This is a genomic window from Duganella sp. AC237 (assembly GCF_979254035.1).
The window spans coordinates 1-24,084 of the sequence record NZ_CEEDEW010000001.1; the positions used below are offsets into that span (position 1 = coordinate 1).

Annotated in this window: 27 protein-coding genes and 1 pseudogene; 8 read left to right on the forward strand and 20 right to left on the reverse strand. The window is 55.0% G+C overall.

What is annotated here, in order from left to right; genetic code table 11:
• Positions 1–107: 107 nt before the first annotated feature.
• Entirely contained in the window at positions 108–893 is a 786-nt protein-coding gene (gene istB, locus AC0IYS_RS00005; protein WP_471703272.1) for an IS21-like element helper ATPase IstB, read from the reverse strand.
• On the reverse strand, positions 890–1,969 hold the full coding sequence (gene istA, locus AC0IYS_RS00010) for an IS21 family transposase (protein WP_471703273.1): 1,080 nt from the start codon (positions 1,967–1,969) through the stop codon (positions 890–892). The genes istB and istA overlap by 4 nt, the downstream gene beginning before the upstream one ends.
• A 188-nt stretch (positions 1,970–2,157) precedes the next feature.
• Here istA and AC0IYS_RS00015 point away from each other — a divergent pair, with 188 nt between their 5' ends.
• The 3 genes from AC0IYS_RS00015 (at position 2,158) to AC0IYS_RS00025 (ending at position 4,918) form a co-directional block, all read left to right on the forward strand.
• Entirely contained in the window at positions 2,158–2,475 is a 318-nt protein-coding gene (locus AC0IYS_RS00015; protein ID WP_032429244.1) for a DMT family transporter, read from the forward strand.
• Positions 2,476–2,489: 14 nt separating this feature from the next.
• Positions 2,490–3,779: an ISL3 family transposase gene (locus AC0IYS_RS00020; RefSeq protein WP_023343400.1), complete on the forward strand. Its 1,290-nt coding sequence runs from the start codon at positions 2,490–2,492 to the stop codon at positions 3,777–3,779.
• A 614-nt stretch (positions 3,780–4,393) separates the two neighbouring features.
• Positions 4,394–4,918, forward strand: coding sequence for a flavodoxin family protein (locus AC0IYS_RS00025; protein ID WP_079384242.1), 525 nt, complete (start codon positions 4,394–4,396; stop codon positions 4,916–4,918).
• A gap of 633 nt (positions 4,919–5,551) precedes the next feature.
• Here AC0IYS_RS00025 and AC0IYS_RS00030 read toward each other — a convergent pair.
• The 4 genes and pseudogenes from AC0IYS_RS00030 to AC0IYS_RS00045 all read right to left on the reverse strand — a co-directional run bounded on the left by AC0IYS_RS00030 (position 5,552) and on the right by AC0IYS_RS00045 (position 9,974).
• Positions 5,552–6,159 (reverse strand): annotated as a pseudogene (locus tag AC0IYS_RS00030) (recombinase family protein).
• An 82-nt stretch (positions 6,160–6,241) separates the two neighbouring features.
• A complete protein-coding gene (locus tag AC0IYS_RS00035; protein WP_213355008.1) occupies positions 6,242–7,453 on the reverse strand; it encodes a TniQ family protein in 1,212 nt (403 codons plus the stop codon).
• Positions 7,450–8,358: a TniB family NTP-binding protein gene (locus tag AC0IYS_RS00040; protein ID WP_213355006.1), complete on the reverse strand. Its 909-nt coding sequence runs from the start codon at positions 8,356–8,358 to the stop codon at positions 7,450–7,452. The genes AC0IYS_RS00035 and AC0IYS_RS00040 overlap by 4 nt, the downstream gene beginning before the upstream one ends.
• Positions 8,359–8,360: 2 nt before the next feature.
• Positions 8,361–9,974: a Mu transposase C-terminal domain-containing protein gene (locus AC0IYS_RS00045; RefSeq protein WP_471703274.1), complete on the reverse strand. Its 1,614-nt coding sequence runs from the start codon at positions 9,972–9,974 to the stop codon at positions 8,361–8,363.
• Positions 9,975–11,229: 1,255 nt separating this feature from the next.
• On the opposite strand from AC0IYS_RS00045, the gene AC0IYS_RS00050 reads away from it, so the two are divergent.
• Positions 11,230–11,598 (forward strand): hypothetical protein, encoded by a 369-nt coding sequence (locus AC0IYS_RS00050; RefSeq protein ID WP_471703275.1) that lies wholly within the window; start codon positions 11,230–11,232, stop codon positions 11,596–11,598.
• Between the two features lie 617 nt (positions 11,599–12,215).
• Here the strand turns inward: AC0IYS_RS00050 and AC0IYS_RS00055 are convergent.
• The 14 genes from AC0IYS_RS00055 to AC0IYS_RS00120 all read right to left on the reverse strand — a co-directional run bounded on the left by AC0IYS_RS00055 (position 12,216) and on the right by AC0IYS_RS00120 (position 20,512).
• Complete coding sequence (locus tag AC0IYS_RS00055; protein ID WP_471703276.1) at positions 12,216–12,584, reverse strand: hypothetical protein; 369 nt, start codon at positions 12,582–12,584, stop codon at positions 12,216–12,218.
• A 213-nt stretch (positions 12,585–12,797) separates the two neighbouring features.
• Entirely contained in the window at positions 12,798–13,124 is a 327-nt protein-coding gene (locus tag AC0IYS_RS00060) for a hypothetical protein (RefSeq protein ID WP_471703277.1), read from the reverse strand.
• A 16-nt stretch (positions 13,125–13,140) separates the two neighbouring features.
• Positions 13,141–13,308 carry a hypothetical protein gene (locus AC0IYS_RS00065; protein WP_471703278.1) on the reverse strand — a complete coding sequence of 56 codons (168 nt, stop codon included), beginning with the start codon at positions 13,306–13,308 and terminating at the stop codon, positions 13,141–13,143.
• A gap of 17 nt (positions 13,309–13,325) precedes the next feature.
• The gene (locus AC0IYS_RS00070; RefSeq protein ID WP_471703279.1) at positions 13,326–13,490 is read right to left on the reverse strand and encodes a hypothetical protein; all 165 of its coding nucleotides are present in this window, start codon (positions 13,488–13,490) and stop codon (positions 13,326–13,328) included.
• A 69-nt stretch (positions 13,491–13,559) separates the two neighbouring features.
• The gene (locus AC0IYS_RS00075; protein ID WP_471703280.1) at positions 13,560–13,772 is read right to left on the reverse strand and encodes a transcriptional regulator; all 213 of its coding nucleotides are present in this window, start codon (positions 13,770–13,772) and stop codon (positions 13,560–13,562) included.
• The gene (locus AC0IYS_RS00080; RefSeq protein ID WP_471703281.1) at positions 13,772–14,431 is read right to left on the reverse strand and encodes a site-specific integrase; all 660 of its coding nucleotides are present in this window, start codon (positions 14,429–14,431) and stop codon (positions 13,772–13,774) included. Before AC0IYS_RS00080 ends, AC0IYS_RS00075 begins: the two co-directional genes overlap by 1 nt.
• A 1,307-nt stretch (positions 14,432–15,738) precedes the next feature.
• On the reverse strand, positions 15,739–17,103 hold the full coding sequence (locus AC0IYS_RS00085; protein WP_471703282.1) for a hypothetical protein: 1,365 nt from the start codon (positions 17,101–17,103) through the stop codon (positions 15,739–15,741).
• Complete coding sequence (locus AC0IYS_RS00090) at positions 17,084–17,617, reverse strand: hypothetical protein (protein WP_471703283.1); 534 nt, start codon at positions 17,615–17,617, stop codon at positions 17,084–17,086. The genes AC0IYS_RS00085 and AC0IYS_RS00090 overlap by 20 nt, the downstream gene beginning before the upstream one ends.
• A 42-nt stretch (positions 17,618–17,659) precedes the next feature.
• Complete coding sequence (locus AC0IYS_RS00095) at positions 17,660–18,349, reverse strand: hypothetical protein (protein ID WP_471703284.1); 690 nt, start codon at positions 18,347–18,349, stop codon at positions 17,660–17,662.
• Between the two features lie 26 nt (positions 18,350–18,375).
• Positions 18,376–18,750 (reverse strand): hypothetical protein, encoded by a 375-nt coding sequence (locus AC0IYS_RS00100; protein WP_471703285.1) that lies wholly within the window; start codon positions 18,748–18,750, stop codon positions 18,376–18,378.
• A gap of 77 nt (positions 18,751–18,827) precedes the next feature.
• The gene (locus tag AC0IYS_RS00105; RefSeq protein WP_471703286.1) at positions 18,828–19,136 is read right to left on the reverse strand and encodes a hypothetical protein; all 309 of its coding nucleotides are present in this window, start codon (positions 19,134–19,136) and stop codon (positions 18,828–18,830) included.
• A 23-nt stretch (positions 19,137–19,159) separates the two neighbouring features.
• Positions 19,160–19,408, reverse strand: a complete 249-nt coding sequence (locus tag AC0IYS_RS00110) for a hypothetical protein (RefSeq protein ID WP_471703287.1) — start codon at positions 19,406–19,408, stop codon at positions 19,160–19,162.
• A gap of 27 nt (positions 19,409–19,435) precedes the next feature.
• Positions 19,436–19,624, reverse strand: coding sequence for a hypothetical protein (locus AC0IYS_RS00115; RefSeq protein ID WP_471703288.1), 189 nt, complete (start codon positions 19,622–19,624; stop codon positions 19,436–19,438).
• A 63-nt stretch (positions 19,625–19,687) separates the two neighbouring features.
• Entirely contained in the window at positions 19,688–20,512 is an 825-nt protein-coding gene (locus tag AC0IYS_RS00120; protein ID WP_471703289.1) for a DUF932 domain-containing protein, read from the reverse strand.
• 833 nt (positions 20,513–21,345) lie between these two features.
• Between AC0IYS_RS00120 and AC0IYS_RS00125 the strand changes: the two genes are divergently transcribed.
• From AC0IYS_RS00125 to AC0IYS_RS00140, 4 genes are all read left to right on the forward strand, one after another.
• Positions 21,346–21,663 carry a hypothetical protein gene (locus tag AC0IYS_RS00125; RefSeq protein WP_471703290.1) on the forward strand — a complete coding sequence of 106 codons (318 nt, stop codon included), beginning with the start codon at positions 21,346–21,348 and terminating at the stop codon, positions 21,661–21,663.
• Positions 21,664–21,666: 3 nt separating this feature from the next.
• The gene (locus tag AC0IYS_RS00130; RefSeq protein WP_471703291.1) at positions 21,667–21,933 is read left to right on the forward strand and encodes a hypothetical protein; all 267 of its coding nucleotides are present in this window, start codon (positions 21,667–21,669) and stop codon (positions 21,931–21,933) included.
• 167 nt (positions 21,934–22,100) lie between these two features.
• Positions 22,101–22,847: an autoinducer binding domain-containing protein gene (locus AC0IYS_RS00135; protein WP_471703292.1), complete on the forward strand. Its 747-nt coding sequence runs from the start codon at positions 22,101–22,103 to the stop codon at positions 22,845–22,847.
• A gap of 40 nt (positions 22,848–22,887) precedes the next feature.
• On the forward strand, positions 22,888–23,991 hold the full coding sequence (locus AC0IYS_RS00140; protein WP_471703293.1) for a fatty acid desaturase: 1,104 nt from the start codon (positions 22,888–22,890) through the stop codon (positions 23,989–23,991).
• Positions 23,992–24,084: the final 93 nt, after the last annotated feature.

A 24,084-nucleotide genomic window follows, 5' to 3' on the forward strand; every position in this document is an offset into this window, starting at 1 on the left:
GTCAACAGCGATTGAAAACTGATACAGTTTTGGCGCTCGCAGCGATTTAAAACTGATACACCTCCTTCACCAGCACGCGCTGGATTTTTCCTCTTTTCGTAGCCCGGTCAAGCAGCCTGGTCGCCCCTGATACTCTGCACAATTCCTGCTTGTCGCTGATGCTTCAGCCGGTAACTTTCGCCAGCTATGGGCACGATATGGGCGTGGTGCAGCAAGCGGTCCAGCAGCGCTGCCGTCAGCGTTGCGTCCTGCGCAAACGTCGCGTCCCATTGCCCGAACGGCAGATTGCTTGTCACGATCAGGCTGCCTTTTTCGTACAGCGCCGCGATCACCTGGAAGAACAGGTTGGCTTGTTCGCGGTTCATCGGCAGGTAGCCGATTTCGTCAATAATCAGCAGCCTGTACGTCTTGATGGCCCGGTGCATCACCGTCTTCAAGCTGTTTTGCGCGTGCGCCGTCGTTAGCGTCAGGAGCAAATCGGACGCCGTCATGAAGCGCGTCTTGATGCCGGCCTGCGTGGCCTTGTACCCCAACGCCATCGCCAGGTGTGTCTTGCCAACGCCGCTGGGGCCGACGAGCACCACGTTTTCGTTGCGCTCGATGAAGCCCAATCCGGCCAGTTCCTCGACCTGGCTGCGCTTGACGCCCTTGGCGAAGTCGTAGTTGAACTGCTCCAGCGTTTTGATCGCCGGGAAGCCGGCCAAGCGCGTCATCATGCTCTGCTTGCGCACCGTCCGTCCCGCCATTTCCTCGCGCAGCAGTCCCTCCAGGAAGTCGCTGTAGGCTATCTCGTCCTTGGCCGCCTGCTGGGCCGCTGCGCCGTAGCCCTGTGCGACAAAAGACAGCTTGAGCGCTTCGCACATCTGGGCGATCCGTTCATATTGCAGGTTCATGCCGCCACCCCTTGCTTGACGTTCATCAGCAACTGCTCATAGACCGCCAACGGGTGCTGCGCCGGCGCTGCTTCGGCGATCCGCTCGGCCACGATGGCAGGTCGCGGTAGCGGCGTCTCCGGTTCGGCCAGCTGCGGCCGCGCGGCGGCCACGTCGCCACGCCACGGCGGCGCCAGTTGCTGCAAGTGCGGCACTTCCAACGCCATCCGCACCACCGGCTGCTCCTGCGTCGTGCCGTGCACCCGCGCGTTGGCCACCTCGCGCAGCCACCGCGCCACCTCGGCGTTCGCCGTCACGACGTCGAGCTGCAAACCGCTCTGGGCAAGGCGGCTCGCCAACGGCACGTAAAACGAACGGCGCAGGTAGCCGTTGAAGCGCTCGACCTTGCCCTTGGTTTTGGCCCGGTACGGCTGGCACAGCTTGATGATGAAGCCGCTGTGCTTGGCAAAGTCCAGGAACCCGGCATGGTAGCGGTGCTGGCCGTCGCCGTACACGTCGCGCTCGATCACCACCGTCTTCATGTTGTCGTACAGGACCTTGCGCGGCACGCCGCCGAACGCGGCAAAGGCGCGCTCGTGGCAACCGATCAGCGTGGCCACCTTCATGTCGCTGACGAATTCGACGTAGCTGGCGCGGCTGTAGCCCATCGTGGCGCAGAACGCGTGCAGCGGCGCGCTGCCTTTGCGGAACTCGACCCAGTCGACCTGCAACTGCTCGCCCATCGCCGTCTCGAAGCGCACCTCGGGCTCGACCGGCAGCGCCGGACGCAACGAGCGCATGAACGTACGCAACTGGCTGAGACCACCTTGGTAGCCACGCTCGACAATCTCGCGGTGCAAGACGCTGGCCGGTATCCAATTCGGCTGCGCTGCCGTCTGGCGCTCGCGCAGATAGCTCTCGTGCGCCGCCAGCTTCGTAGGGCGCTTGACCTTGCGCTCGTACTTCGGGACTGCCTCTAGTGCCAAGTGCCGCCGCACCGTGTTCACCGCGCAGCCCACCTCGGCGGCGATGCGCCGCAGACTCAACCCATGCTTACTCAATAACTGAATTTCCACGTATACCTCGTTGGGTTTCAAGGCCGCTCCGCAAAGCAGCCATCATCTCAAAACGGTGTATCAGTTTTCAATCGCTGCTTGTATCAGTTTACAACCGCTGCTGACACCCTTCGCGGGTTAGTATCAGTCCATCTATAGGAGGACGACCTCCCCCACCTTGGGAAGTAATGACCAGGACGACCTGGCCCCGTTATATTTCGGAGGGGTCAATGCCTTGGGTATATCTTCTCGTTGCCGGTGTCCTTGAGATTGTGTGGGCTTACACAATGAAGCAATCTCATGGCTTCAGTCGGCTCTTACCATCGATCATCACGATTTCTACAATGGTGGCCAGCTTCTGGCTGTTAGCAGTCGCCATGCGAACTATTCCACTCGGAACTGCCTACACAATCTGGACGGGAATAGGAGCTGTAGGCGCTTTTCTTGTCGGAATCGCATTTTTGGCTGAACCGGTTAATGCAGCGAGAATCATTGCTGCGATCCTCATTGTTTCAGGGTTGGTGTTAATGAAACTATCCAGCGCCTGACATCGAGGTTATTAATGATGGGTCTCGTTACTGGCCTTATTAACCTCTCAAATTATGAGGTCAGGGACTCCAAGTCGACAGACGACGAAATGCACTTCCAGGTGGACGCACCCGATCCCATCGCGTGCGAGAAATGTGGCGTGCAGGGTGAAATCGTGCGGTTCGGCAAGCGTGATGTTCCTTATCGTGATTTGCCCATCCACGGCAAGCGGGTCACCCTCTGGGTGGTTCGTCGCCGGTACACCTGCCGGGCCTGCAAGACCTCCTTCAGGCCCCAGCTACCGGAGATGGTGGACGGCTTCCGCATGACGCGGCGGCTGCATGAGTACGTGGAGAAAGAATCCTTCAACCACCCCTACACCTTCGTGGCGGCGCAGACTGGCCTGGACGAGAAGACGGTACGCGACATCTTCAGCGCTCGCGCCGAGTTCCTGGGGCGCTGGCACCGATTCGAGACGCCTCGCATTCTGGGTATAGACGAGCTGTACCTGAACAAGCGCTACCGCTGCATTCTGACCAACATCGAGGAGAGAACCCTGCTCGACCTGCTGACCACCCGCCGGCAGGACTTGGTGACCAACTACCTGATGAAGCTGAAAGACCGGCAGAAGGTCGAGATCGTCAGCATGGACATGTGGAACCCCTACCGTACGGCGGTCAAGACGGTGCTACCACAGGCCCGTATCGTGGTCGATAAATTCCATGTGGTGCGCATGGCCAATGATGCCTTGGAGAAGGTGCGCAAGGGCCTAAGAAAGGAGCTGAAACCCTCCCAGAGCCGAACCCTCAAGGGAGACCGGAAAATCCTGCTGAAACGCGCTCACGAAGTCTCAGACCGAGAGCGGCTGATCATGGAGACCTGGACAGGCGCATTCCCGCAACTGCTGGCCGCCTACGAGCACAAGGAGCACTTCTACGGCATCTGGGATGCCATCACGCGCTCCCAGGCAGAAGCCGCCCTGGACGAGTGGATAGCCACCGTCCCGAAAGGCCAGAAGGAAATCTGGAGCGATCTGGTCAGAGCGGTGGGCAACTGGCGCGAAGAGATCATGACCTACTTCGAGACGGATATGCCCGTCACCAATGCTTACACGGAATCCATCAACCGACTGGCCAAGGACAAGAACCGTGAAGGGCGTGGTTACTCCTTCGAGGTGATGCGGGCACGAATGCTCTACACCACGAAGCACAAGAAGAAGGCCTCAACTGCGAAGGTCTCTCCATTCTACAAGAAAACCATCTGTTACGGACTGTCGGATTTCGCAGAGGAACTCAATTACGGGGTCGATCTATCAACCATCTGAGGGTGGTATAAGGTTGGTGGGGTGAAGGAGCCCCATCAACCATTAAATCCGGATACCCTTTTTTTGTACAGTCTATGCCTCGGGCATCCAAGCAGCAAGCGCGTTACGCCGTGGGTCGATGTTTGATGTTATGGAGCAGCAACGATGTTACGCAGCAGGGCAGTCGCCCTAAAACAAAGTTGTAAGGTAATATTTTAGTTTTGTTATCGCACTTGGTTGGTGTTGTGAAGAAAAGCGTTTGCAGTTTCTATTACATCACCTGCCGTCCGGTCTAACCTGTGGTCGAGTGCTGAAAGTTCACGTAGGTTTCACTGGCATGCTAAATTCGCCGAGTGTTAGTAAAAATTGAAATTGAATTAAAGTGAATCGCGCTTGGCTACAGCTCCATCAAGTCCGCGCGTTGAACAAAATAATTGGGTGCGGTTTTCGTAAGAGTTTGCACTTTGTAGCAACAACTAACGTCCAGCTTACAACAAGGCGTTGAATTCGCGCACTGCGTGCGCTGGGACAGTTCGTAAGTCGCGCATTTGGTGAATCATTGCGGAAAGTTTATCGCAAGCGCAACTTACAAACTGCCCATTAACTAAGCGTTATAGCTTTAAAAGGAGTTCCAATTGAGTAATGTAATAGCAGTCTTTGCGAGTGCAAGACGTAATGGGAATACAGGAAAATTTATTGACTGGATAGCGGGTGAGCTTGGAATGGAGGTGGTTGATATTTCTGAAAAAAATATAACGCCCTATGACTACGATCACAAGAATATTGGCGATGATTTTCTTCCAGTAATACATAAACTTCTTGGGTACGAAAAAATCATTTTTGTAACACCTGTGTATTGGTATAGCCCCAGTGCTCAAATGAAGACCTTTATTGACAGAACATCTGATTTTTTGGACTTAGATGAGTTAAAGGATATAGGCAGACGGTTGCGCGGAAAAACAGCTTATATTGTATGTACTTCAATTAGCGCCGATGCTGATAGCTCGTTTCTTGGCTCATTAAAAGACACTTTTCGTTATCTGGGCATGCAATATGGCGGTTATGTTCACGCTAATTGTGAAAATGGTTATGTTCAAGATAATTATAAGCAAGATGTTGAAAACTTTTTGCGTACTGTCAAATCCCAAGAGCGGCTATAACAAGTCGTTCCAGCACCGCGCACTTCGTGCGCTCGACAGTTTGTAAGTTGCTTTTTTGTGGTTTTGCTACGCAAAAGTACCCACAAAAAACCAACTTACAAACTGCGGCTGAACTTGGCGTTGTAAGGTAATATTTTAGTTTTGTTATCGCACTTGGTTGGTGTTGTGAAGAAAAGCGTTTGCAGTTTCTATTACATCACCTGCCGTCCGGTCTAACCTGTGGTCGAGTGCTGAAAGTTCACGTAGGTTTCACTGGCATGCTAAATTCGCCGAGTGTTAGTAAAAATTGAAATTGAATTAAAGTGAATCGCGCTTGGCTACAGCTCCATCAAGTCCGCGCGTTGAACAAAATAATTGGGTGCGGTTTTCGTAAGAGTTTGCACTTTGTAGCAACAACTAACGTCCAGCTTACAACAAGGCGTTGAATTCGCGCACTGCGTGCGCTGGGACAGTTCGTAAGTCGCGCATTTGGTGAATCATTGCGGAAAGTTTATCGCAAGCGCAACTTACAAACTGCCCATTAACTAAGCGTTGAACGACAGCTTTCCCAAAAGCTCTACGGCTGCTCTGGGTCGACACCGGTAATCGGATCGTTGCCGCACTGAACAGCGCCCCGTTCCAGGTCGCCTCCATTTATGCGGCTGAACCGAGGGAGAGCAGCTTTACGCCGTCTGGCCGCAGTTCGCCCTTGGGCGACACGTGCCGGTAGAGCGTCTGCCGGGTAATCCCGAGTTCTTCGCAGAGATCGCCCACCTTGGTTTCCGGTTGCCCCATGCTGGCCATCGCCAGGCGTAGCTTGGCGGCGGTCATCTTGAAGGGGCGCCCCCCTTCCTGCCGCGAGCGCGCGCCGAGATAAGTCCAGCGACTGTTCGCTCGGAAATCAACTCACGCTCGAACTCGGCCAGCGCGGCAAAAATACCGAACACAAGCTTGCCGGCGGCAGTCGTCGTGTCGACCGCCGCACCGTGACCGGTCAGGACCTTCAGGCCCACGCTACGCGCAGTTAGGTCGTGCACGGTGTTGATCAGGTGGCGCAGATCACGGCCAAGCCGATCGAGCTTCCACACGATCAGCGTGTCCCCTTCACGAAGCGCCTTCAGGCAAGCAGCCAACCCTGGGCGATCATCGCGCCTGCCCGAGGCCAGATCCTCGTAAAGGTGCGCAAGGCTCACACCAGCGGCGATGAGCGCATCGCGTTGCAAATTGGTGGACTGGGATCCGTCCGCCTTCGATACCCGCATGTAGCCGATCAGCACCTTTTCACCCGTCACGTATACGTTCGATTATGTGACAGTGTGCGCCCAAACGATCAGGGCGTCAAAATTAGTCACTTAACGCGTCATTTATTCTACGACATGTAAAGGGTCCATCAGGTTCATGATGTGACAGAAATTCTGAAGGAATGCCCTCCCTGGCCAACGTGACACGCAAGCGATCCAAAGACTCGGGATCTTGCTGCCCATAAGCGGCCAGCGCGAACAAAAAACGGGCCGTCTCCGGATTGTGTCGCGCCTCGGCGACCGCTTCGTTGATCGCCTTGATCATCTCCTGCCAGTAGTTCACGGGTTCCTGCTTGGGCTCCTTCGCGGACAGACCGTTGGTGAATCCGGTTTGCGGCTCCGGCAAGAACAGTGCTGCTTGTTCCCCGCGCGGTCTCAACACCTTCGATTCGATCAGGTCAATGGCGGTGGCCGCCGCCTCCAGCATCTGCAACTGTATCGCTGGGTTCAGAATTTCGTAGGGACGCCACAGGCTTTGCCCGGCGCGCAGCGGATGGCCGCAGCGTTCCCAGACATAGTGGATACTCCCGGAGCAGGTTCCGCACTGCGAAAGTGGGGTATTCAGTTCATCAAGGAGCGTGCGCAGCAGCCGGAACCAGAGACCGGCATGAATTCGGCGGCGCGGCAATTCCACATACCCCATTGTGAGGGCTTGCCAGGTGCGCCGATCCATCGCCGCAATCGCGTCGCAGGCCGTGCGCGGCGCAGCGTCGGCGCTCTCCCAGCCGAGAAAGCGTCCTGGCACGCCCCAATAGGATTCCAGCCAGCAACCATGCAGTGGACAGCTCAATGTCAGAGGCAATTTCCAAACGAGCAGTACGGCCCGATTCGCTGGATCGTTCAGGCAGAGCCGGCACGCCCGGCGGATCGGCTGGCTGGGCAACCACGCGCGCCAGCTCGTGATCGATCTGGTCTTTCTGTTGCGCTTCGGTAGTAATACCGAGAACTGGAACACATAGGTTTCTAGAGCGGCCGAAAGCCGGTCGTCGAGACTATCGAGCAGCCACGGCGCCCAACCGGCGACACTCATGCAGCGCAGCTGGCCCAGCTTGATGCCGCTTCGTTGGGAAAGTGCCGTCAGCAGCGACAGCGGTGGCACAGTATCCAGATCATCGACCTGGCCGTGGCCGAGGTCGTGTTCCAGCAGGTCATGCACATCCATCTGGTAGCAAAGGGCGACGCGGTTAATCCATGAGGACAGAGCTTCGCCTTCTATGGGTGCCGGATGCAGCGGCCAGCGTGGTGTCGATTTCACATCAGCTCTCGCTCGAACTGGCGTCGCCGCTCGCTAGGGCCGATGTAATCCGCCATGCTGAGCGTGCGGTGGTTGATCGTTTCCTCGCCACTCTCTACGGCGGCAACAGCGGCCGCCATTAGCAGGTGAGACAGCTCGCCGATGGTGCCCTCGCTGCGCGTGAGCAGGTAGCGCGCCATGTCCGGCGTGGCAATCGCGGAAGATCGTCGCAACGGAAGCGAAGCGGCGAAGCTGGCCAGCAATGAGCAGCAATCGTCGTTGGCCTCCCATACAGGCAGCATCATCGGCTCGAACCGGTTTTCCAACTGGTCATCCGAGCGGATGGCCAGGTAGGCGTCGCGCGTACCGACTCCGACCAGCGGGATACGCAGCTCGTTGCCTAGGAATCGCAGCAGATTGAGGAATTCCCGGCGGTTGACGCTGTTGCCGGCCAGGACGTTGTGTAGCTCGTCGATCACCAGCATGCGCACGCCAACCTTACGTAGCAGTGCCAACGCTAATTGTTCCATTTCCGGCAGCCGTGGGCGCGGACGCAATGGCGCACCCATCGCCGCGAGCAGCGCGACGTAGAAGCGGATCACCGACGGTTCGGACGGCATCTGCACAACCAGCACCGGCATGTGCTCCTGGTCGGCATCGGCGCTGGCCGGATGAGCGCGCCGGAATTTCTCGATGATCATCGACTTGCCGTTGTTGGTGGGGCCAACCAGCAGCAGATTAGGCATACGTTGCTTGTTCGGCCACGCATGCAGGGTTTCCAGCCGGTTCAGCGCCTCGACCGCTCGCGGATAGCCGATCCAGCGATCTGCCCGAATGCGCTGGATGCGTTCGTCCGCCGGTAGCCGGGCCAGTCCTTGCGCTACTGGCAACAGGTGGGATACGTCGATGATGGGATATTCGTCCACAGCTACCACTCCTCGATTTCGTCGAACGGTTTCGCCGGTGGCAGGTTGTCTGCCTGCGGGTCAGCAATGTCCGTTTTCGGCGGAACGGGCTTGTCCAGATGAGCTGACGCTTTGAGGTGCTGGCGCCGATCTGCATCACGTCGCGCCTTGCGCGTGGCCTTTTGCGCGGTGGTCACGATCTCGCGCATCTGGCCGATTATGCGGAACAGCGCCGACTCATCTACCTGTTCACGCCCTTGTTGCCGCAATTTTGCCAGCGCCTGCCGTTGCTCCCAGAGGGTGACCGCCGGATGCGACAAGGTCCGGTAGGGGATTTCCAGATAGTGCTGCCCCTCCGGTTCCAGCACCCAGATGCGGCTGATGTCGCGCGGGTCACGCCGGATCAGGAAAGCAGGCAAGCGGCCACGCCGTGCGATCCACGGCTTCAGCGCATCGGCGTAGTAGTGGATGTGGTCAATGACAAATCCGGTGCGCGTCAGCGTGCGGCGAATGATGGGCAGGAAATCGACCAGGAAAGCGGTGGCGCGGGTGATGATGGCCGGTGCGTCGGCACGCGCCACGGCCTCGATCCAGCGCGCGGCCGGCGGTTGGAGCAGTCCGTTGTGTACGGAGCCGTGATAGGTGCCGACCGCCAATGTGAGCCAGCGCTCCAGTTCACGCAACGTCAGGGCTGCCTTGTTTTCGGAATCGTAGTCCCCGCGCTGGTCGGGATTGGAGAATGTCGTTCCCGGCAATTCGTCGTGGATCATTTGCATCACCGTGCCGATAATCCGTTCCACGGTGCCGCCGTAGTGCGGCTGCCCGGGCGGACGATAGTCCAACCGGATACCATGTTGCTCGCAGCCACGGCGCAAGGCCTCGCTTTTGAACTCGGCCGCGTTGTCTAGGTAGAGCAAGCTAGGCTTGCCGCTCATCGGCCAATCCATCTCCACGTTCAGCCCTTCCAACCAAGGGCGCTTGTCACAGGCAACATGCGCGAGGCACAGGCCGACCGAAACGGCGGATGGGGCTTCCAGTGTGACGACCATACCGAGCACGCAGCGAGTGAATCCGTCGATGGCGATGGTCAGGTACGGGCGGCCAATCGGTTGCCGGTCGCGCTCATCGACCACGATCAGGTCGATGACGGTGTGGTCGATCTGCACCTGCTCCAACGGCACGGTGATTGCCCGCGGGACGCCACCGGCACCTTGCAGGTCGCGGGAGACATCTTGGCCTTCTCGGCGGCGAGTGGTTTTGAGAGGATCGAGGCAGGCAATCCGCAAGGCTACGGTGTTGCGCGCGGGAACCCGCAGCTTTTGTGCCTTGCAAGCCTGTGTGACTTCGCGGTGGAGCGCCGCCAGGCTGGGCTTCTGCTTGGTCAAGAAACGCTTTTGCAGCAGCTCGCGAATGATGCGCTCGACCGGTTCTGGCAAACGGCCCGCGCCTTTGCCACCGCTTGACTGATTTGGCGCGAGGTCCGTCACAAGTCCGGTGCCTTGCCGAGCGCGGCGGATCAGGACGTACACCTGTCGCCGAGACAAGCCCAATGAGTGAGCAGCGGCATCGGCGGCCTGATGGCCGACGATTTCGAGCGCCGCCAGCGGTCCGATGATGTCCGTTCTGAGCTTGGCCATCTCCCATGCCTCGCTGGGCAGGGTAGCCACCCCTCGCTCGGTAATTCCGAGTGTATCTGACGCCATACCCTGACCTCACTTTCGTGCACAGGAGTATTGAGCATAGACGAGATTGGTGCAGAGGACTACTGATATTGGCTGCCAGGAACCGTCTGCACAACAGGTGCCAAACCCAGTCAGTTGGTGCCGTCGTCTTCTGAAAATGACACCCAACATCAGGCCACCCAAAGCTGACATACCGAAAAAAATGCCTACAGCCGCTGCGATCCTGCGGCCTACAGTGAGAGGTGGCAACATCATCAATCTTTGAGAAGTAGGAGAATAAAACAAATTATACCAACATTAACTAACTATCAACTAGCCATTAAGGGTATACCTAATTTAGCCATCTGATTAAGGGATGGCTAAAAATACCTGAGTCGATTTAACTTGGCTAGACACATTTTGGCTATTCTATTTAACCTTGTTATCCGGTAGCTCGGTTTCTATGGTCCTTAGAGCACGTAACGTCGAACATGCTTGGTCAAAGGACTCCAATCCATTCCCAGCGCCATCAGAACCGTATAGCGCAATGCGCACTACATCCAGTGACTTTGCGACGGTGCTATTCCCCAAGCCATGATTTGCGAGCTTTTGGCCGAGCTGGTGAAGTTCGTCTTCCGCTTCTTTGAGGGCGATTCTAAAAATCGCTATGTCAGTCGTTCCTGGCATGTTTATCCTTAGTTCCGGCCTAGTGCAGTATCGAGAGCATATTGCGCCTCGCGCTGCGCGTCCACCAGCGGGCCGACGACCAAGCTTCCGTACCCAACACGCTCGCTTAACTCGCGTGCGCGCTGGCGCGCTTTTAGCGCGTCCTTGATGGCATCTAGCGCTGTCGATTCGTCCGTTGTGACCACGCTGATTTTCCTCTCGGTTAAGACGGTTTGCTAACGCGGTGGCCAACGGGTATGAAATGCACCGAAACCCCATCGACGTCAATGGGGTTACCAGCGAGCGCGGCTTCCCATTCAGGCGAACCCGCGACCAATCCGCGACCACTTAAAAAGTCAGTTACTTGGACGAGACCGGCTACCTCATAGGCTTCCGTCGATCCGCGTTTAACACGGAATGACAAGGGATACCTTTTACCCCCAAAATCGCTGGTCACAGCCCAGGCCAAACAACAGATGACGACAGCAACCACTACAAAAATTCCGATCCACATGGCATTTTCCCTATTAAGTTTGCTGCTTAGTTACTTCCACGAGGGTTGGTTGTGGGCGAAGAAATCGCGACTCCTAGTAAGATGGCAACACTAACCGCACCACAAATGAAAATGAAATACGGAAATAGGGGAGAATCTAGTTCTGACGGCAGACTGCCTGTCATATACGCTATCCCGCCAACGAAAAATAGAAAAACCCCCAAACTGGCGAACAACAAGGCGAACTCAAGAAACGAAATTCTTTCGGAACTTTGGTTATTTATTTGTCTGCTCATCATGCTTTTTCCTCATCCCGGAGACCGTCCAGGTGGCGGGCGCCAAAGCGCAGGTTTACTCTACTGCGAGTATTTGAAGTCCCGCAAGAATGCACAAATCAAAAACGATCCTTTAATACTATCTTCCTTGTTTCGCGTCTGCTAAATTTAGCTGCTAAACCTTCGTTTGACTCCAAGGGGGATTCTCCCTTGTTACAGTTTAGATGCGACTACCCAACCCGCCACCCCGATAACTGCAATAACCGCAGCGACGTTGGGTCGATTTCGCAAAACATTCGCTACGACCAGGGCACAGAGGCCAACACCGCACAATGCTTGAAGTATGTTCATGGAAATTTTCCTTAGACTTTTATCGACCGGATTTTTCGGGCTTTGAACTTGTTATCTTGCTATATGCGTCCATCCCACCAGCTACGGTAACGAGAACGAATGCAGACACCAGCAAGCTAATTAGGAACGAATCGTTCGAATCGAAATGCAGTACCCTCCAACCCATTTTAAATGACAGGAACCAACAGACTATGAAGTCAAGCACTACTATCAAAGCAAAACCCAATAGCTCATTTTTCCCCATTTTTACTAGTCGAGACATCGCATCCTCCTTTTCGCGTCCGCGAAATTTAACTGCGTTGCGCTAGTGTCCGACTAGCTCGGCGCGCCAGCCGGCGCAGGATTTCTCGGCCTACTAAGGGAGAGTGCCGCGCATGAACTTGCGGCCCTGGCGGAACCAGTTGATCGCCCCGCAGTAGTTTCCTCGGTCCTTTAGGATGCCTTCTTTTGTTGGTATGCAAACTGCCTGAAGGCTTCGTATTTGTACTTGATACCGTTGGCGCACAGATACAATCGATCGGCATCCTTGCCCACGAATTCATTCGTGGGCTTGCACCTGTACAAAGCGATCATTGTCTGTGCATCTTTGTCGGTCGGTTGTAAGCTGAATATGTAACTCATGACGCCCATCACGGCGATGATGAATATGGCGGAACCCAAGAGTGCTTTTGAATGAGACATGATTTCCTTTTTCGCGTCAGCGAAGTTTTCTATGCGGCTAAGACGGTTTGCTAACGCGGTGGCCCACAGTTTCTTGATAACCGGCGGAAGTTTGTAGGAGCTATTCGCCACTAAATTCACGATCAAAGATCATGAGCACAATGCCCGCCAGAAACATCACGAACCCTAGAATTATGATCCCATAAAACAAGAGTTCGCCTAATAGCATCTTTGCTTCTGTCATAAAAATAAGCCAAGTCAGCGGGATACCCATCCACATAACTTTCGTGCTTCGCTTTAACATGAATCCTCCGGGTTACGGTTATCGACGGTCAGGGTATTTTCCGGTCTGCTCTAGTTGCGGTCGCGAGGACCGATCAAACCACTGCGCAAAATCTCGCGCTCGGCCTGTTTGTTGAATGCGTCGCTGCTGAAATCTGGCTTGGCCATTTTTTTCATCGAGCCGGCCACTTCCAGCACAGCCGCGCCAACATCCTGGTGAGTAAAGCAATCGCCCCAAAATTCGATCACATCCGCGCCGACAACGCTTACACACTGCACCCCGAAATCTACAGACATACCGTACTGCTGCGCCAATGGAACCCACCGGGACGGCTTGACCGGCGCGGGTGCAGGCTGGGGCGCATCAACGAACAGGGAGGCGATTGATTTGTTTTTCATGCGTTTTCCTTGGGCGCTACTGCGCCAGTTCTTCGTTCAAATCTTCGCCGGTCTCGTAACCGCGATTCCACCAATACGCCTCTTCCGATCCGACCGCATAACGGCATGAATGCGGTTCCTCATCGAACGCGGCCTGCTCGCCTTCCAGGTACTGCTTTCGATATTGGTCAGGGACGTCGATCACAATATTTTCCTTCTCGGTTAGACGCCAGTGAGGCGTGCAATGCGCTGCAAGTCGTCATCGGATTTAAAGGCCAACGAAAAGAACGTGTCGCCTTCGTCAAAGGCTTTCTTCTGCTCCCGAGCATGAAATTTCAGGTGCGCGATGATTGCCCAGATAAGACGGCCTTTTTGTTCGACGTTCATTTCTTCTCCCATTTCGCCGCGCTGGATTGCGCTTCCATGTAGATCATTATATACCCTCAATGGGGGTAGTCAAGCGCTTTTTACTTCCCGGTCCAAAATCTCTTGAATGAACTTCCACGCCATATCCGGCATGCCTCGCGCTGATTCGCTGGGCGGCAGCAGCCAGTTATCCAGCGTCTTACGTTTGACTGCGATCCGCTGGGCGAATTCGTCCCGCGTCATACCGAGGCGGTGCATGGCGTCCCGCAAAAACTCCTGCTGCGTAAGCTGGCTCTTCGGCATCAGAACACGCTCGCTGCGATCTTGCCCAGCCTTACCGGGTCAGCATCAATCAGCGCCTTAGTGGCCTGTAGCGTCTTCAAGCCCAGCAAAACCTTGATGTGCTTGAGGTCGATATTGTTGTTGTTCAGGCGAACAGCAAACGTGCGCCGACCGGACATCGCGCTCGCGCCCTCGACGCCCGCCTGCAAGTGCAGCTTGCGGAAAAGCTGGCTGAGACTGTCGCACGAATAGCTGATTGCGCCCGTGCCGGTGCGCCTCTGTGTCAGCTTGTACGGCTCGCCTTCATCGGTGAGAAATATCGACGCGTCCGGGTCCAAGCTTCTGTATGCGGCCTTGCGAGTCGTGACGCGATGGTGGTGTTCCACGCGATAGGCGAGGTACTTGTCGATGGCTGCAACAAGCTTGACGTTGGACCAGTACAGTGGGCGCTCGCTGCCGTTGTACGCAATCTCCGCAGGCACTGCGGATTCATCCAGCACGGAGCCATCGGCCTTCAGGTATGCACGCAGGGGCAACCGGGCCAGTTCGGTCAGCATCATGCCGGTGCCGTACACGCACATCAGCAGCGCGACATTGCGCACTGGTAGCTCGCCACTTACAGCCGCAACTTTTAGCATGTGCTTCAGTCGGTGTTCTTCAATATAGGGGGCTTTTGCCATCTTATCCGCAGTCGTTATTGATTGTATTCAGAGTTAATCATTTGAAGAATACGCGGAAATCCGGCTGCGTGCAAGGCGCTGTCTCAGTCCTCGGAAAACCCTATCAATACAGGCCCGTAGAGCGATTATTTGAAGTCACCATACCCATCGCCCCACGGTGGTAAGCAAACGACGCGTGGCGGCCCGCTGAGAGCCCTGTAGCACCAGCGGCCAAGCGACCCCTCTTCCTGTAGACGTCTTTTGCTGAATTCATTTTGTCAATATCGTTTGCTGCGAGGCTGGCACACCAGCCCGGTTGAGCGGGCGGCCGGTCGCGGGGTTTGCGACCGGGCGGGCGTGATTTATCCGGGTCTTAGCGTCCCGTAGGGATGGCCGTAAGGCCAGGGCGACTGGGGCGGGTTTATCGCACCGGTCGGGCCGCTTAGACCGAGCGTACCGTTGTCGGTTGCGTACTGGTTTTTCTGGGGTTAACGTCGCCGCTTGCGGCGCTGGTTTTGTAGTTATTCTATGGGGGTCGTCCAGCCCGCTTGCGGGCGGTTCTGCCTCCCATCTGAAGGATGGGGGCCTATTTTTACTACCCCGCGCTCCTCTTTTAAACGGCTAAAGAAGGATAAAGGAAAGGCTGAAAAGGCTAGGGCCGAAAAAACGGCCTATAAGGGCTTGCAAATCAATAACTTGCGCTGCGGAAGCGTAAGTAAAACCTACCATGGCACCTCTTTTTAGGACATCCCCTATATGCCTGAAACGGTGATTTTGGAGCTTGCGATCACGGCGGCTGCCGTACTGTAAGTTAAACCTACCGTGTTTTCTCTTACCCGTAAGCTAAACCTACCTGCCTTTCCGCGAACTGTAAGCTATGCCTACCGCGCTGCCTGTGGATAAGTCTCTGAAAATCCACAAAAAAATGACTCGTTAGCTAAACCTACCTGGAACCGTAAGCTAAACCTACGGCGATATCCCGCCACCTGTAATCTATCCCTACCTATGCGTAAGCTAAACCTACCAAAACGGCAACCTATCACGTGCTCGATGGGGCGGTCCAATGGCGTCACCTGTAAGCCAAACCTACCTGCTTGGCAAATGGTGCCGCCACTTCCCGACTCCTGTAACCAAACCTACCGGTATCGCCGGGCATTTGGGACAAAGAAAAGTCGCTGCAGGAGTTGGCCAGTCACCGAACTTTGTATTGTCTTGGTGACTGGGACGCCGTCCAGGAGAGCGGCTGCTGTCGCCAATTTGGTGACAGCGTAATGCCGGCGCCGGCGCGATCGCGTCACCACGATTCGATGTGTAAGTAGAACCTACCTTTAAGCGATGCCCCTAACAGGGCGGCCGAGTCGTTCTTCCGCTATGTTGATGCGTTTGTTTGCTGCCTTGACGGATTTGACAAACTCATGCGACGGCGAGAACGTGTAAATGACATCCAGAATTTTGTTGCGGTCGCCTCGCACGATCTTTTTATCGATCAGCAAAATGATGTGCGGTGTTAGTTCAGCAAACGCATCGTCCAGCGCCTTCACTGCGAGCCGTGTCGAACCCTCTGCGTATCCTGTGAACATTGCGCTATCGCGTTTGATGGTCGAGAAACGCATTTCAAAAGATCGCCCCAGTTGCGCAAAGGTGAACTTCAACACGATTGACCGGTGTAGCCAGCGCGCCAACTGGGTGTCATGAGACATCATCTTGTGATAATTAAATTGGCGGTATGTCAGTTCGTCAATGCTGCGCGTGACAAGCGGGTGAAATTGCGCGACCCACTTTGCATTCGCGTCGGCGTTTAGATCCGCACGTGTCACACCGGCCAGCGCGGGTAGGTAGTTGCTAAGGGCTACGCCCTCGCCTGTCTCGCTGGTGTCGATGATTTCTATGTTGCTCTTTGCCATGATGCGCAAGCTGAGCATGATTTCTTGAAACGAGCGCGCATGGCCCCGGCGCTTCAATTCCTCGCGCAGCGCATGCAACGAGAACATGACGCCGCTGCGATAGTCATCCTTGTCGAAAAAACCTTGCTGCTGATCGGTAGCGATCTTCCGCAAAGCGTCCTCGATCAACTCTTCATTCGCACTTGGATAGAAATCCATTTCCACTAGTTCGCCCGTAGCATTGGGCACCTCGATTTTGGCGGGCTGGATCACAGCACGGAATTTTTTTCCCCGGTAGTGAAAATCATGTTTCAACAACTTGAGGTTGCCGTCAGTGCTACGCATCTTGCTCATTGTTTGGCGCGATACCGAATACTTGGGTACGCTGTCCCATAGGTCAAACGTGTTACTCAGCTGGGAACGCTCGTCGTCGTTATTGACAAGATAATCGCGGAATAAATTCAGCTGGATATTGTCGAATGCTCGCGGTGTCAGCTTCTTGGTGGCGCGGCGCTTTTTGGGCTGCGCCAACGCCTTTGCCGCCAGCGCGTTAGCCTTCTCGATTAACGTTGGTTCGGAAACGCTATCATTGACGTCATCAGCGGCGCTGGGTGCTTTATCGTCGTCTTCAATCGCAGTCATCGGTTTGTCTCTCAGTGCATTTTCGCGCCCGCGAAAATCGGGCATATTCAGCATTACGTTGATTTGGAAACCAGTTGGCACCTTGCCACCGGTATCGAATGGTTCGCAGAGAAGTTGGCCGGGAGCAGTCCCGGCCAACGCCCCCAGGCTAGGCGTCTGTCTTTGCAACGGATAGCCGCTTTACAACATCGTCCCGCCCCAACTGAACAGCTTTAGCTACCACTGACTGTAGGGTAATTTCCTTGTGCTGTGGCACAAATTTGATGCTCCAGTTTTGATTGACCTCGGCATCAACTGTGAAATAACGCGCTGTGCCTTTGGTCTTTGCATACACTGTCCAGCAAGGGACCGGCTCCCGTTCAGAAAACTTCCGGCAAGATGGCACATAATCAATAAAAACTATCTCTGAGTTCATGCCCGCCCAGCGCTCTATAGAACCATCCTTGCGGACGACATTTTCCGACCATGACTTGAACAGTCGGGGTACGACCACATCCTGATACTTGTTCACTTTCGCAACGCCCGCAGCCCATTCACGGTTGTTCATTTGCTCATGTTGATCCAGCTTGTAGCAGATAATAGAACCAACGATTACAACAAGAACCACAGCTATCGTTGGGTCGAACCATTTCTTATAAACTAACGGGGTTAAATAGCGCTTGTAAAAAGGTACTTTGCTCATATCGTTCTCATCAGGGATGTAATCAACAGTCAAGTCCAGGGGTCACTCTGGTATGTTCTTGCTGTGGCTCCGTGCAGCCTCAATCGCTGCCGCTTCGCCGTGTACATTGAAGACGGCCATCACGCGCTCACGCTCCCATTGTCGCAGTCCCCACTCTTTGAGGCGAGCGGCAAACGCTAAGCGTTTTTCCACCGATAGGGCGTCCCGATGCTGCCGTTGGGAATTGGTTTGTTCAACGGGGGGCAAGTATCGATCCATCATTTCATGAGAGAACACGAGAAATCGGAGTATGACGCCAGCGTTGACAATGTACCTAGCCGTAGTTTGGTATGACGTAACGGCATCCGTGCCAAACAATTTTATTGCCAGAATCGCTAATATTACGGTGCCTGCCCAATTGAGAATGATGCACGTCACAAACAAAGGGCGTGCCCCCTGCCCGGCTGTCAGTTTCGCGCGCACACATTTTGACCAAGCGACGGCGGCCATCGCTACCCCGGCCACTGTCACACTGCCCCAAAAACTACCGCCAACAGTAATCGTCCACACAAATGCCGTCCACGCCGTCACCCATGCGTAACTAAGGGCGGCCGCGATGGCGTCGTATTCCTCCATCACTTTGCCCAACGCCGCACCTCCACCGATGAGGGTAGCGGCCGCAATGGCGACGAACCGGCCGCACTCCCGTGCAGTATGGTATGGGCTTACAGGTTGTGTTTCTGATTTATACATAGCGCCTCCTTATATCGTTAACCGGGTTAGTACAGCTTGCGGGTGGACAAAATACGCGCAGCCTCTTGCAAACTGCGGTGGCCTTGCGCTAAGACCTGCTCTAGCCGTTCGTGCTGGCGGCCCAGTTCGTCATGCTCCTTAGCGCGTTCGATTGCCTCTAGCGCCTCCTTGACCTTCTGCGGGTCTTTGCCGACATACTCGCGGACTCGCTTGTCGCCAGCTTGCGAGGGGTACAGCAGGACAAGGTACTTTCCGTCCTTCATATGCGGATTTGCGTAGATCAACCCGGCTTTCTTCAAGACGGCCATCTGTGCCGCCAATTCCTTCAGCTCGGTGTCCAGTTTGCCGATCATATCCGGCAGGGTTGCGGCGACGGCGGCAACAGTGGTAACGATTTTCATAGGCTTAGTCATATTTGTCTCACTTAGTAGAATGGTGACAGATCCAGCTGCGCCAGGCGCTTCGAGTGTCACCAATTTTATGGGCTTGTGGGGCCTTCGCGGAACTGGTTCAATTTGGTCATCAGGTTGGCGAAGTGGTCGACGCGGCGCGCATCCTCGGCCTGAGCGTACAGACGGCGGATGCAGCAGATAAGCACTGCCTCGCAATCAGGCCCAGCGGCACCGGACAAGCGCACCGCTTCGATCAGCAACATGACCGGCCCGGCGCATGCCGCGATGACTTCATCTCGTCGTGCTTCCGTAACGGTGCCGCTTGGTAGCGTGATTAGGCACTCGCCTATCATTTGCTCGACCTGCGCTAGTGGTGGGACGTGTAAGGTAGACATTTCGTTCTCCTAGTGTGCGTCGGTCAAACGTGCATGCTGTTCAAAAAAACCTGTCGGCGCTCGCCGTGGTCCGTGAGAATGATCCGCCCTGCCGCTTCGGCTTCCCGCAGATAGTACGAAGCCTTAACCGCCAGAGCGGCCGCCTCGCTCAAGACGCCGAAATTGTCGGCGGGATCACGGCGGTATTTCTTCATCATCGCTTTCAGGCGTTTTGCCGTAGAGCGGGCGCGCTTCTTATGCTGCTGAGAAAAAAACTTGATCTTCGATGTCATGATGTGCCCCTGTTGCCGCACGCTGGCTCAATCCTCGTCGTCATCCACCACATCGAATTGCTGGCCGCATGTCGGGCAACCTTCGCGGCGCACATTGGCGGCGCACATCGCGAGCAATTCGGTTCGGGTGCGGCAGCTTGGGCAGCGGGTCAATTCCTCGCCCACGTAAATCGTTTGTACCGGCGCTGCTGCTAACTTCGTATCGTTGGGTTTCATCGTACGATTCCTGTTGATTTGGAGGGGAAGGGCTTGCGCCCTTCCTCCTTTAACGCATTCCGGTTAGGCGGTCAGCTTGCGCATTTCCTCGGCCAGAACCCACAGAGCGCGATTCAACTTGATGTTGGTATCGATGCCGGTCACTGGCCGGGTTTCCATGCGGCGGCCGGTTGCGTTACGACCGCGCAGACCGCCGTCGATCATGTGTTCCTGCACGCGGTTGAAGGTGCTCCAAATGTCGCTGCCTTGGTCCTCGATGCGCCTCGGGGTCAAAATCTGGCGTTCGGTAACTGGGGCCGGGGCAACGTCGGTATCGTATTTCAGGGCCAGCGCTGCACGGGCAAAGGCAAGTTGCCCGCCTTCGCTCAACGTCAACGACTTCATGCCGTCGATCTGGCCGTCCAGCAGCTCGAAGTCTTCCAGCACGCGGAAAGCGCCTTCGATCACGTTGTCAACGATGTCGCCTTTGTGACGGATGCGAACGTCGCTTGTGGTGTCGCCCCAAACCAGACCGTTTGCGCACACAAAGCGGAATTTACCCGCAAGCATTTGATAGCTGCTGGTGCCGTCGTGGGAATTCAGCAGGACGATTTCGTTGGCTTCCTTGCTGACGATCTGGCTTTCGTGGCGCAGGCGCAGCATGTGTTTTGTGTGTTCGCGTTTCGATGCATCGCGTGGTTTCGATTGGCACGCCATGAACGGCGAAAAGCCCTCTTTGCGCAAGCGCTCCAGCACAATGCTGGTTGGAATGTAGGTGTAGCGGTCTGAACGGCTGGTGTGCTTTTCGACAGCAAAGATCGACGGTGCGACGCGCATGATCTGGTCGTTGCTCAGGGGCGTTACCGAGCGGATCATCGACAGGTTGCGGGCAAATTTGGTAGCTAACATGGTCATTTCCTTTAGGTTACGTTGACATTGATTTAGGTTTTTTAACAGGTGACTCGTTTCGTTCACCATGTAATTATTATAGTTCATGACAACACCTTTGACAACCCTTTCAGGTTGTCATAAAGAATTAATGTCCTACATTTATTTAAATTGAAATTGACAAAGCAATAGCCAATATAAATAGCCAATATATGAGCCATGCGAGACCACCCGCCCCCCTTCCCTGCCGCTGGCCGCCCTCTACCCCGGTACTGCCAAGCCGGTTTTAAGAACGGATGAGCAAAGCAAACGGGGGCGGCTCAAGTCCCGACGAATGTCGGGATGCCGCCGAAGGACGGCACCCCCTGCCACGCTGGAGCATGTAGGGGCGGGTTTGGCCGGGCCGACCCCGGCCAGCCCCGATGCGACAGGCCCGGAACGTCGAGGGATCGAATCGTGGGGTTTGGTGACACGATCGCGGCGCCGGCGACGGCCTGGCGTCACCAATCGATTTTTGGTGACAGCGATCGCGGACCTGGTGCGCGCCGGCGTCACCAAGAAAACACTTCAACGCCGCGCCTCATGCCGCGTTTTGGTGACTGGCCAACTCCTGCAGGAGCACCGCGGCGTCACCAAGTATGCACAGGTTGGGGTTGGGGTTGGCTAGGCGTGGCCTGGAGGGGTGGGCGGCTTCATCGCCCAGTCGCGCAGCGACCAAGGGAGCGTAAGCGACCGCGCTCCGGAATGGGCATCCCGGTTTTTTCGCGTACGCGAAAAAAAGCCCCAGATGTTGCTTTAGGATTTTTGTTGGTTAAGAATGAGCAAAACCAGATTTTTACAAACGATACGGTAAAATGCTCCATCCTGCTCTCTGGCGGCAGCAACTTAAAAAAACAATCAAAATGGGTCTGAATAAACAAGAAGTATTGGTGATAGCTGAAACTAATCGCGGAAATTACTCTGTTGAGATTAAATCGCCTACTGCTGGACTGTGGCAAATCGCTATCAAAATACGTGATCCTGATAGATGTTTTGACGTTTTCACTAGCCGAGGTGATTTAAAAACGTGGCGCAATCTAGCTGATGCTGTCTCTTTTGTCCAAGACACTTGCCCCGATTGTAAGAATGTTGAAATTGCTATTGAAGACTGGACTTTTGTCCGTAGGAGCTAACACATGAGTGATATCAAGTTCGAATGCCCGCATTGCGCACATCATTACATTGACGAGATGGAACTATTAGCCGCGAATGAGTTACACGATTTTAAATGTGAATCATGCGACAAGCCATTCCATATTTTGATACAAGAGTGTCCAAAGTGTACCGCCGAGACTGTCTTCGCCTATAAGACGGCGCCGACATGGGAAGCAGTAGCACTTTCAGCTTGCGGTTCTTGTGGCAGCTCTTTTAATGACCTTGGAGTCCTTGAGGAGGACGATTGATATTCAGTTATCGCATATAGATAAACATTCGTCCTGACAAAGTGTTATGCATTATTTGCCTCTTGGAAGGGAACCGTACCTATAAACCCTTGTCTGACCGTTCGGCCGATGCAACCAATCTCTATATAGATTCGTAAGGCAAAACGGCGGATATGAAAGGATTACCTATGGGTATCATGCACGAAGTCTATGATGTTATGGACGCCATCGCAGATTTGTCTTATTGCACTACGGAAGTTGAAGCCGCAGCGCTGGTCAAAGATGTGGTTGAGTTGTTGGGTGGACAGTGGTTTGTCTATACCACGCTGTTGCCGACAGTCTTCTGTGACAATAATGAGAGTCTTCGGTACTTTATCGGGTGCAGTCCCGAGTTGTGTAAGTTGTACAGCAAGCGTATGTGGGCCATGAATGACCCTTTTTTCGACTATGCGCGCTCGAACAGTGCGCCGATTCTAGGGTCTAAAATCAAAGTACAAACTAGCGGACAGGCGGAAATGATGCGAGCGTCGGCCGAGCTGGGCTTTCGGAGCGGCTTGGTCATCCCGACGCACACATCGATGGGTTCGGGTAAGCGTATGGGGTTGCTGTACGTGGGTTCAGATGAGCCTGAAGACATAGCTGAACCGCAGTTCATGCGTAAGCGCGTCCAGTATGGTGCCCTAGGGACCGAGTTGCTTTTGTGGTGGAATGCCCGTTTACGCCAACAGGCGATGCGCAAATATAGCTTGCTTGAAACTGACGTTGAAATGCTACAGCTAGCGCGCAAGGGGAAAGTTGCTTGCGAGATTGCTGCTATCTACGATATAAAGCTCGCTGCTGTTTACAAGAAACTCAACACGATTAAAGAAAAATTTGACGTTGATAAAATAGAACAAGCTGTCAGACACGCCGAGGCTGTAGGAATACTCGAATAGGCGGTACTGATCGCGATGCCAACGGGTCAATGGGGAAAATATGTCCATAGGTAGCAGGAACATCAAAAACGCCGGGTACGTGTTGGCGTTGTTGCCGCAGTTGTTATTTGTCATAGGCGTCTTGGTAGGCTTCCCCTGGCTCGCGGTTTTATTTTTCTTCGTCGCGCTGCCGGTGGCGCGTATATATGTAGGCAACGACGAGTCACCCGCGAACACTGCTCCCTCCCCTCGTCTTCTCGCTTATCTACGAAGCGTACCCCGGCTATATTTCGGCGCGTGGTTAGTGCTGCTGCCTTGGACTATTTGGTTGCTTGGTAGCCAATCACTCACGTCCCTGGAATATGTCGGGGTAGGCTTGGCATTTTGGATAGTGGTGTCGCTGAACACTGCTGTTGCACATGAGTTGGTCCACGCCGGAGGCCGACTGGATCGCACGCTAGGGGTCCTGCTCGATGCGTCGATAGGCTATTTCCACTTCCCGGAGGAACATGCTAGTCACCACGCCAGAACCGGGCATTTCATCGGGGGCGACGCGGCCAAACCGGGGCAGTCGGTTTATCACTATGCTCTAACGCGCTACGCCGGAACCTTCGGAGACGCATGGGAATATGAAACATCCCGCTTGAAGCGGTTGGAGCTGCCCTGGACTTCCAATCGACTGCTGAGGCGTGTTTTCATCCCGGCCGCCATAGCGGCCGCTTTCTATAGCGTGGCAGGATGGCAAGGACTTGTCTTCTATGCAGCCGAAGTAGTCGGGGCTGCGTTTTCCATCCAAGCCATCACATATTTGCAGCATTGGGGATTGTCGCAACGGTATACGCCAGAACTGCAAGACTTTGGTTTTGCTTGGGAGGATGGCTGCTGGATGCAAGCGTGCGTTACCCTAAATCATGCCTATCACGGTCAACACCACCTCGATCAGCGCCAGCCGTTCTACAAATTGACCCTGCCAAGGGGGGCGCTTACCCTCCCCGCCTCCTACCCTGTGATGTTCGTTTTGGCGTTGGTCCCTCCGCTATTTGACCGCGTAATGAAAGCGCGGCTGAAAGGGTGGCGTGAAGCCTTCCAATCGCAAGAGGAATTGATGCACGATGGTGATTGTATTGGAGCGGCCCGCATAGCCCAGATGCTTCGCAAAGGGTAATTTTCGCGTCCGCGAAAAACTTGGTGTCAATCCCCAGCTGCCTGGCGCGTGGATCTGTCACCAAGGCGACGATTGGGCACGACCCGGCTTATA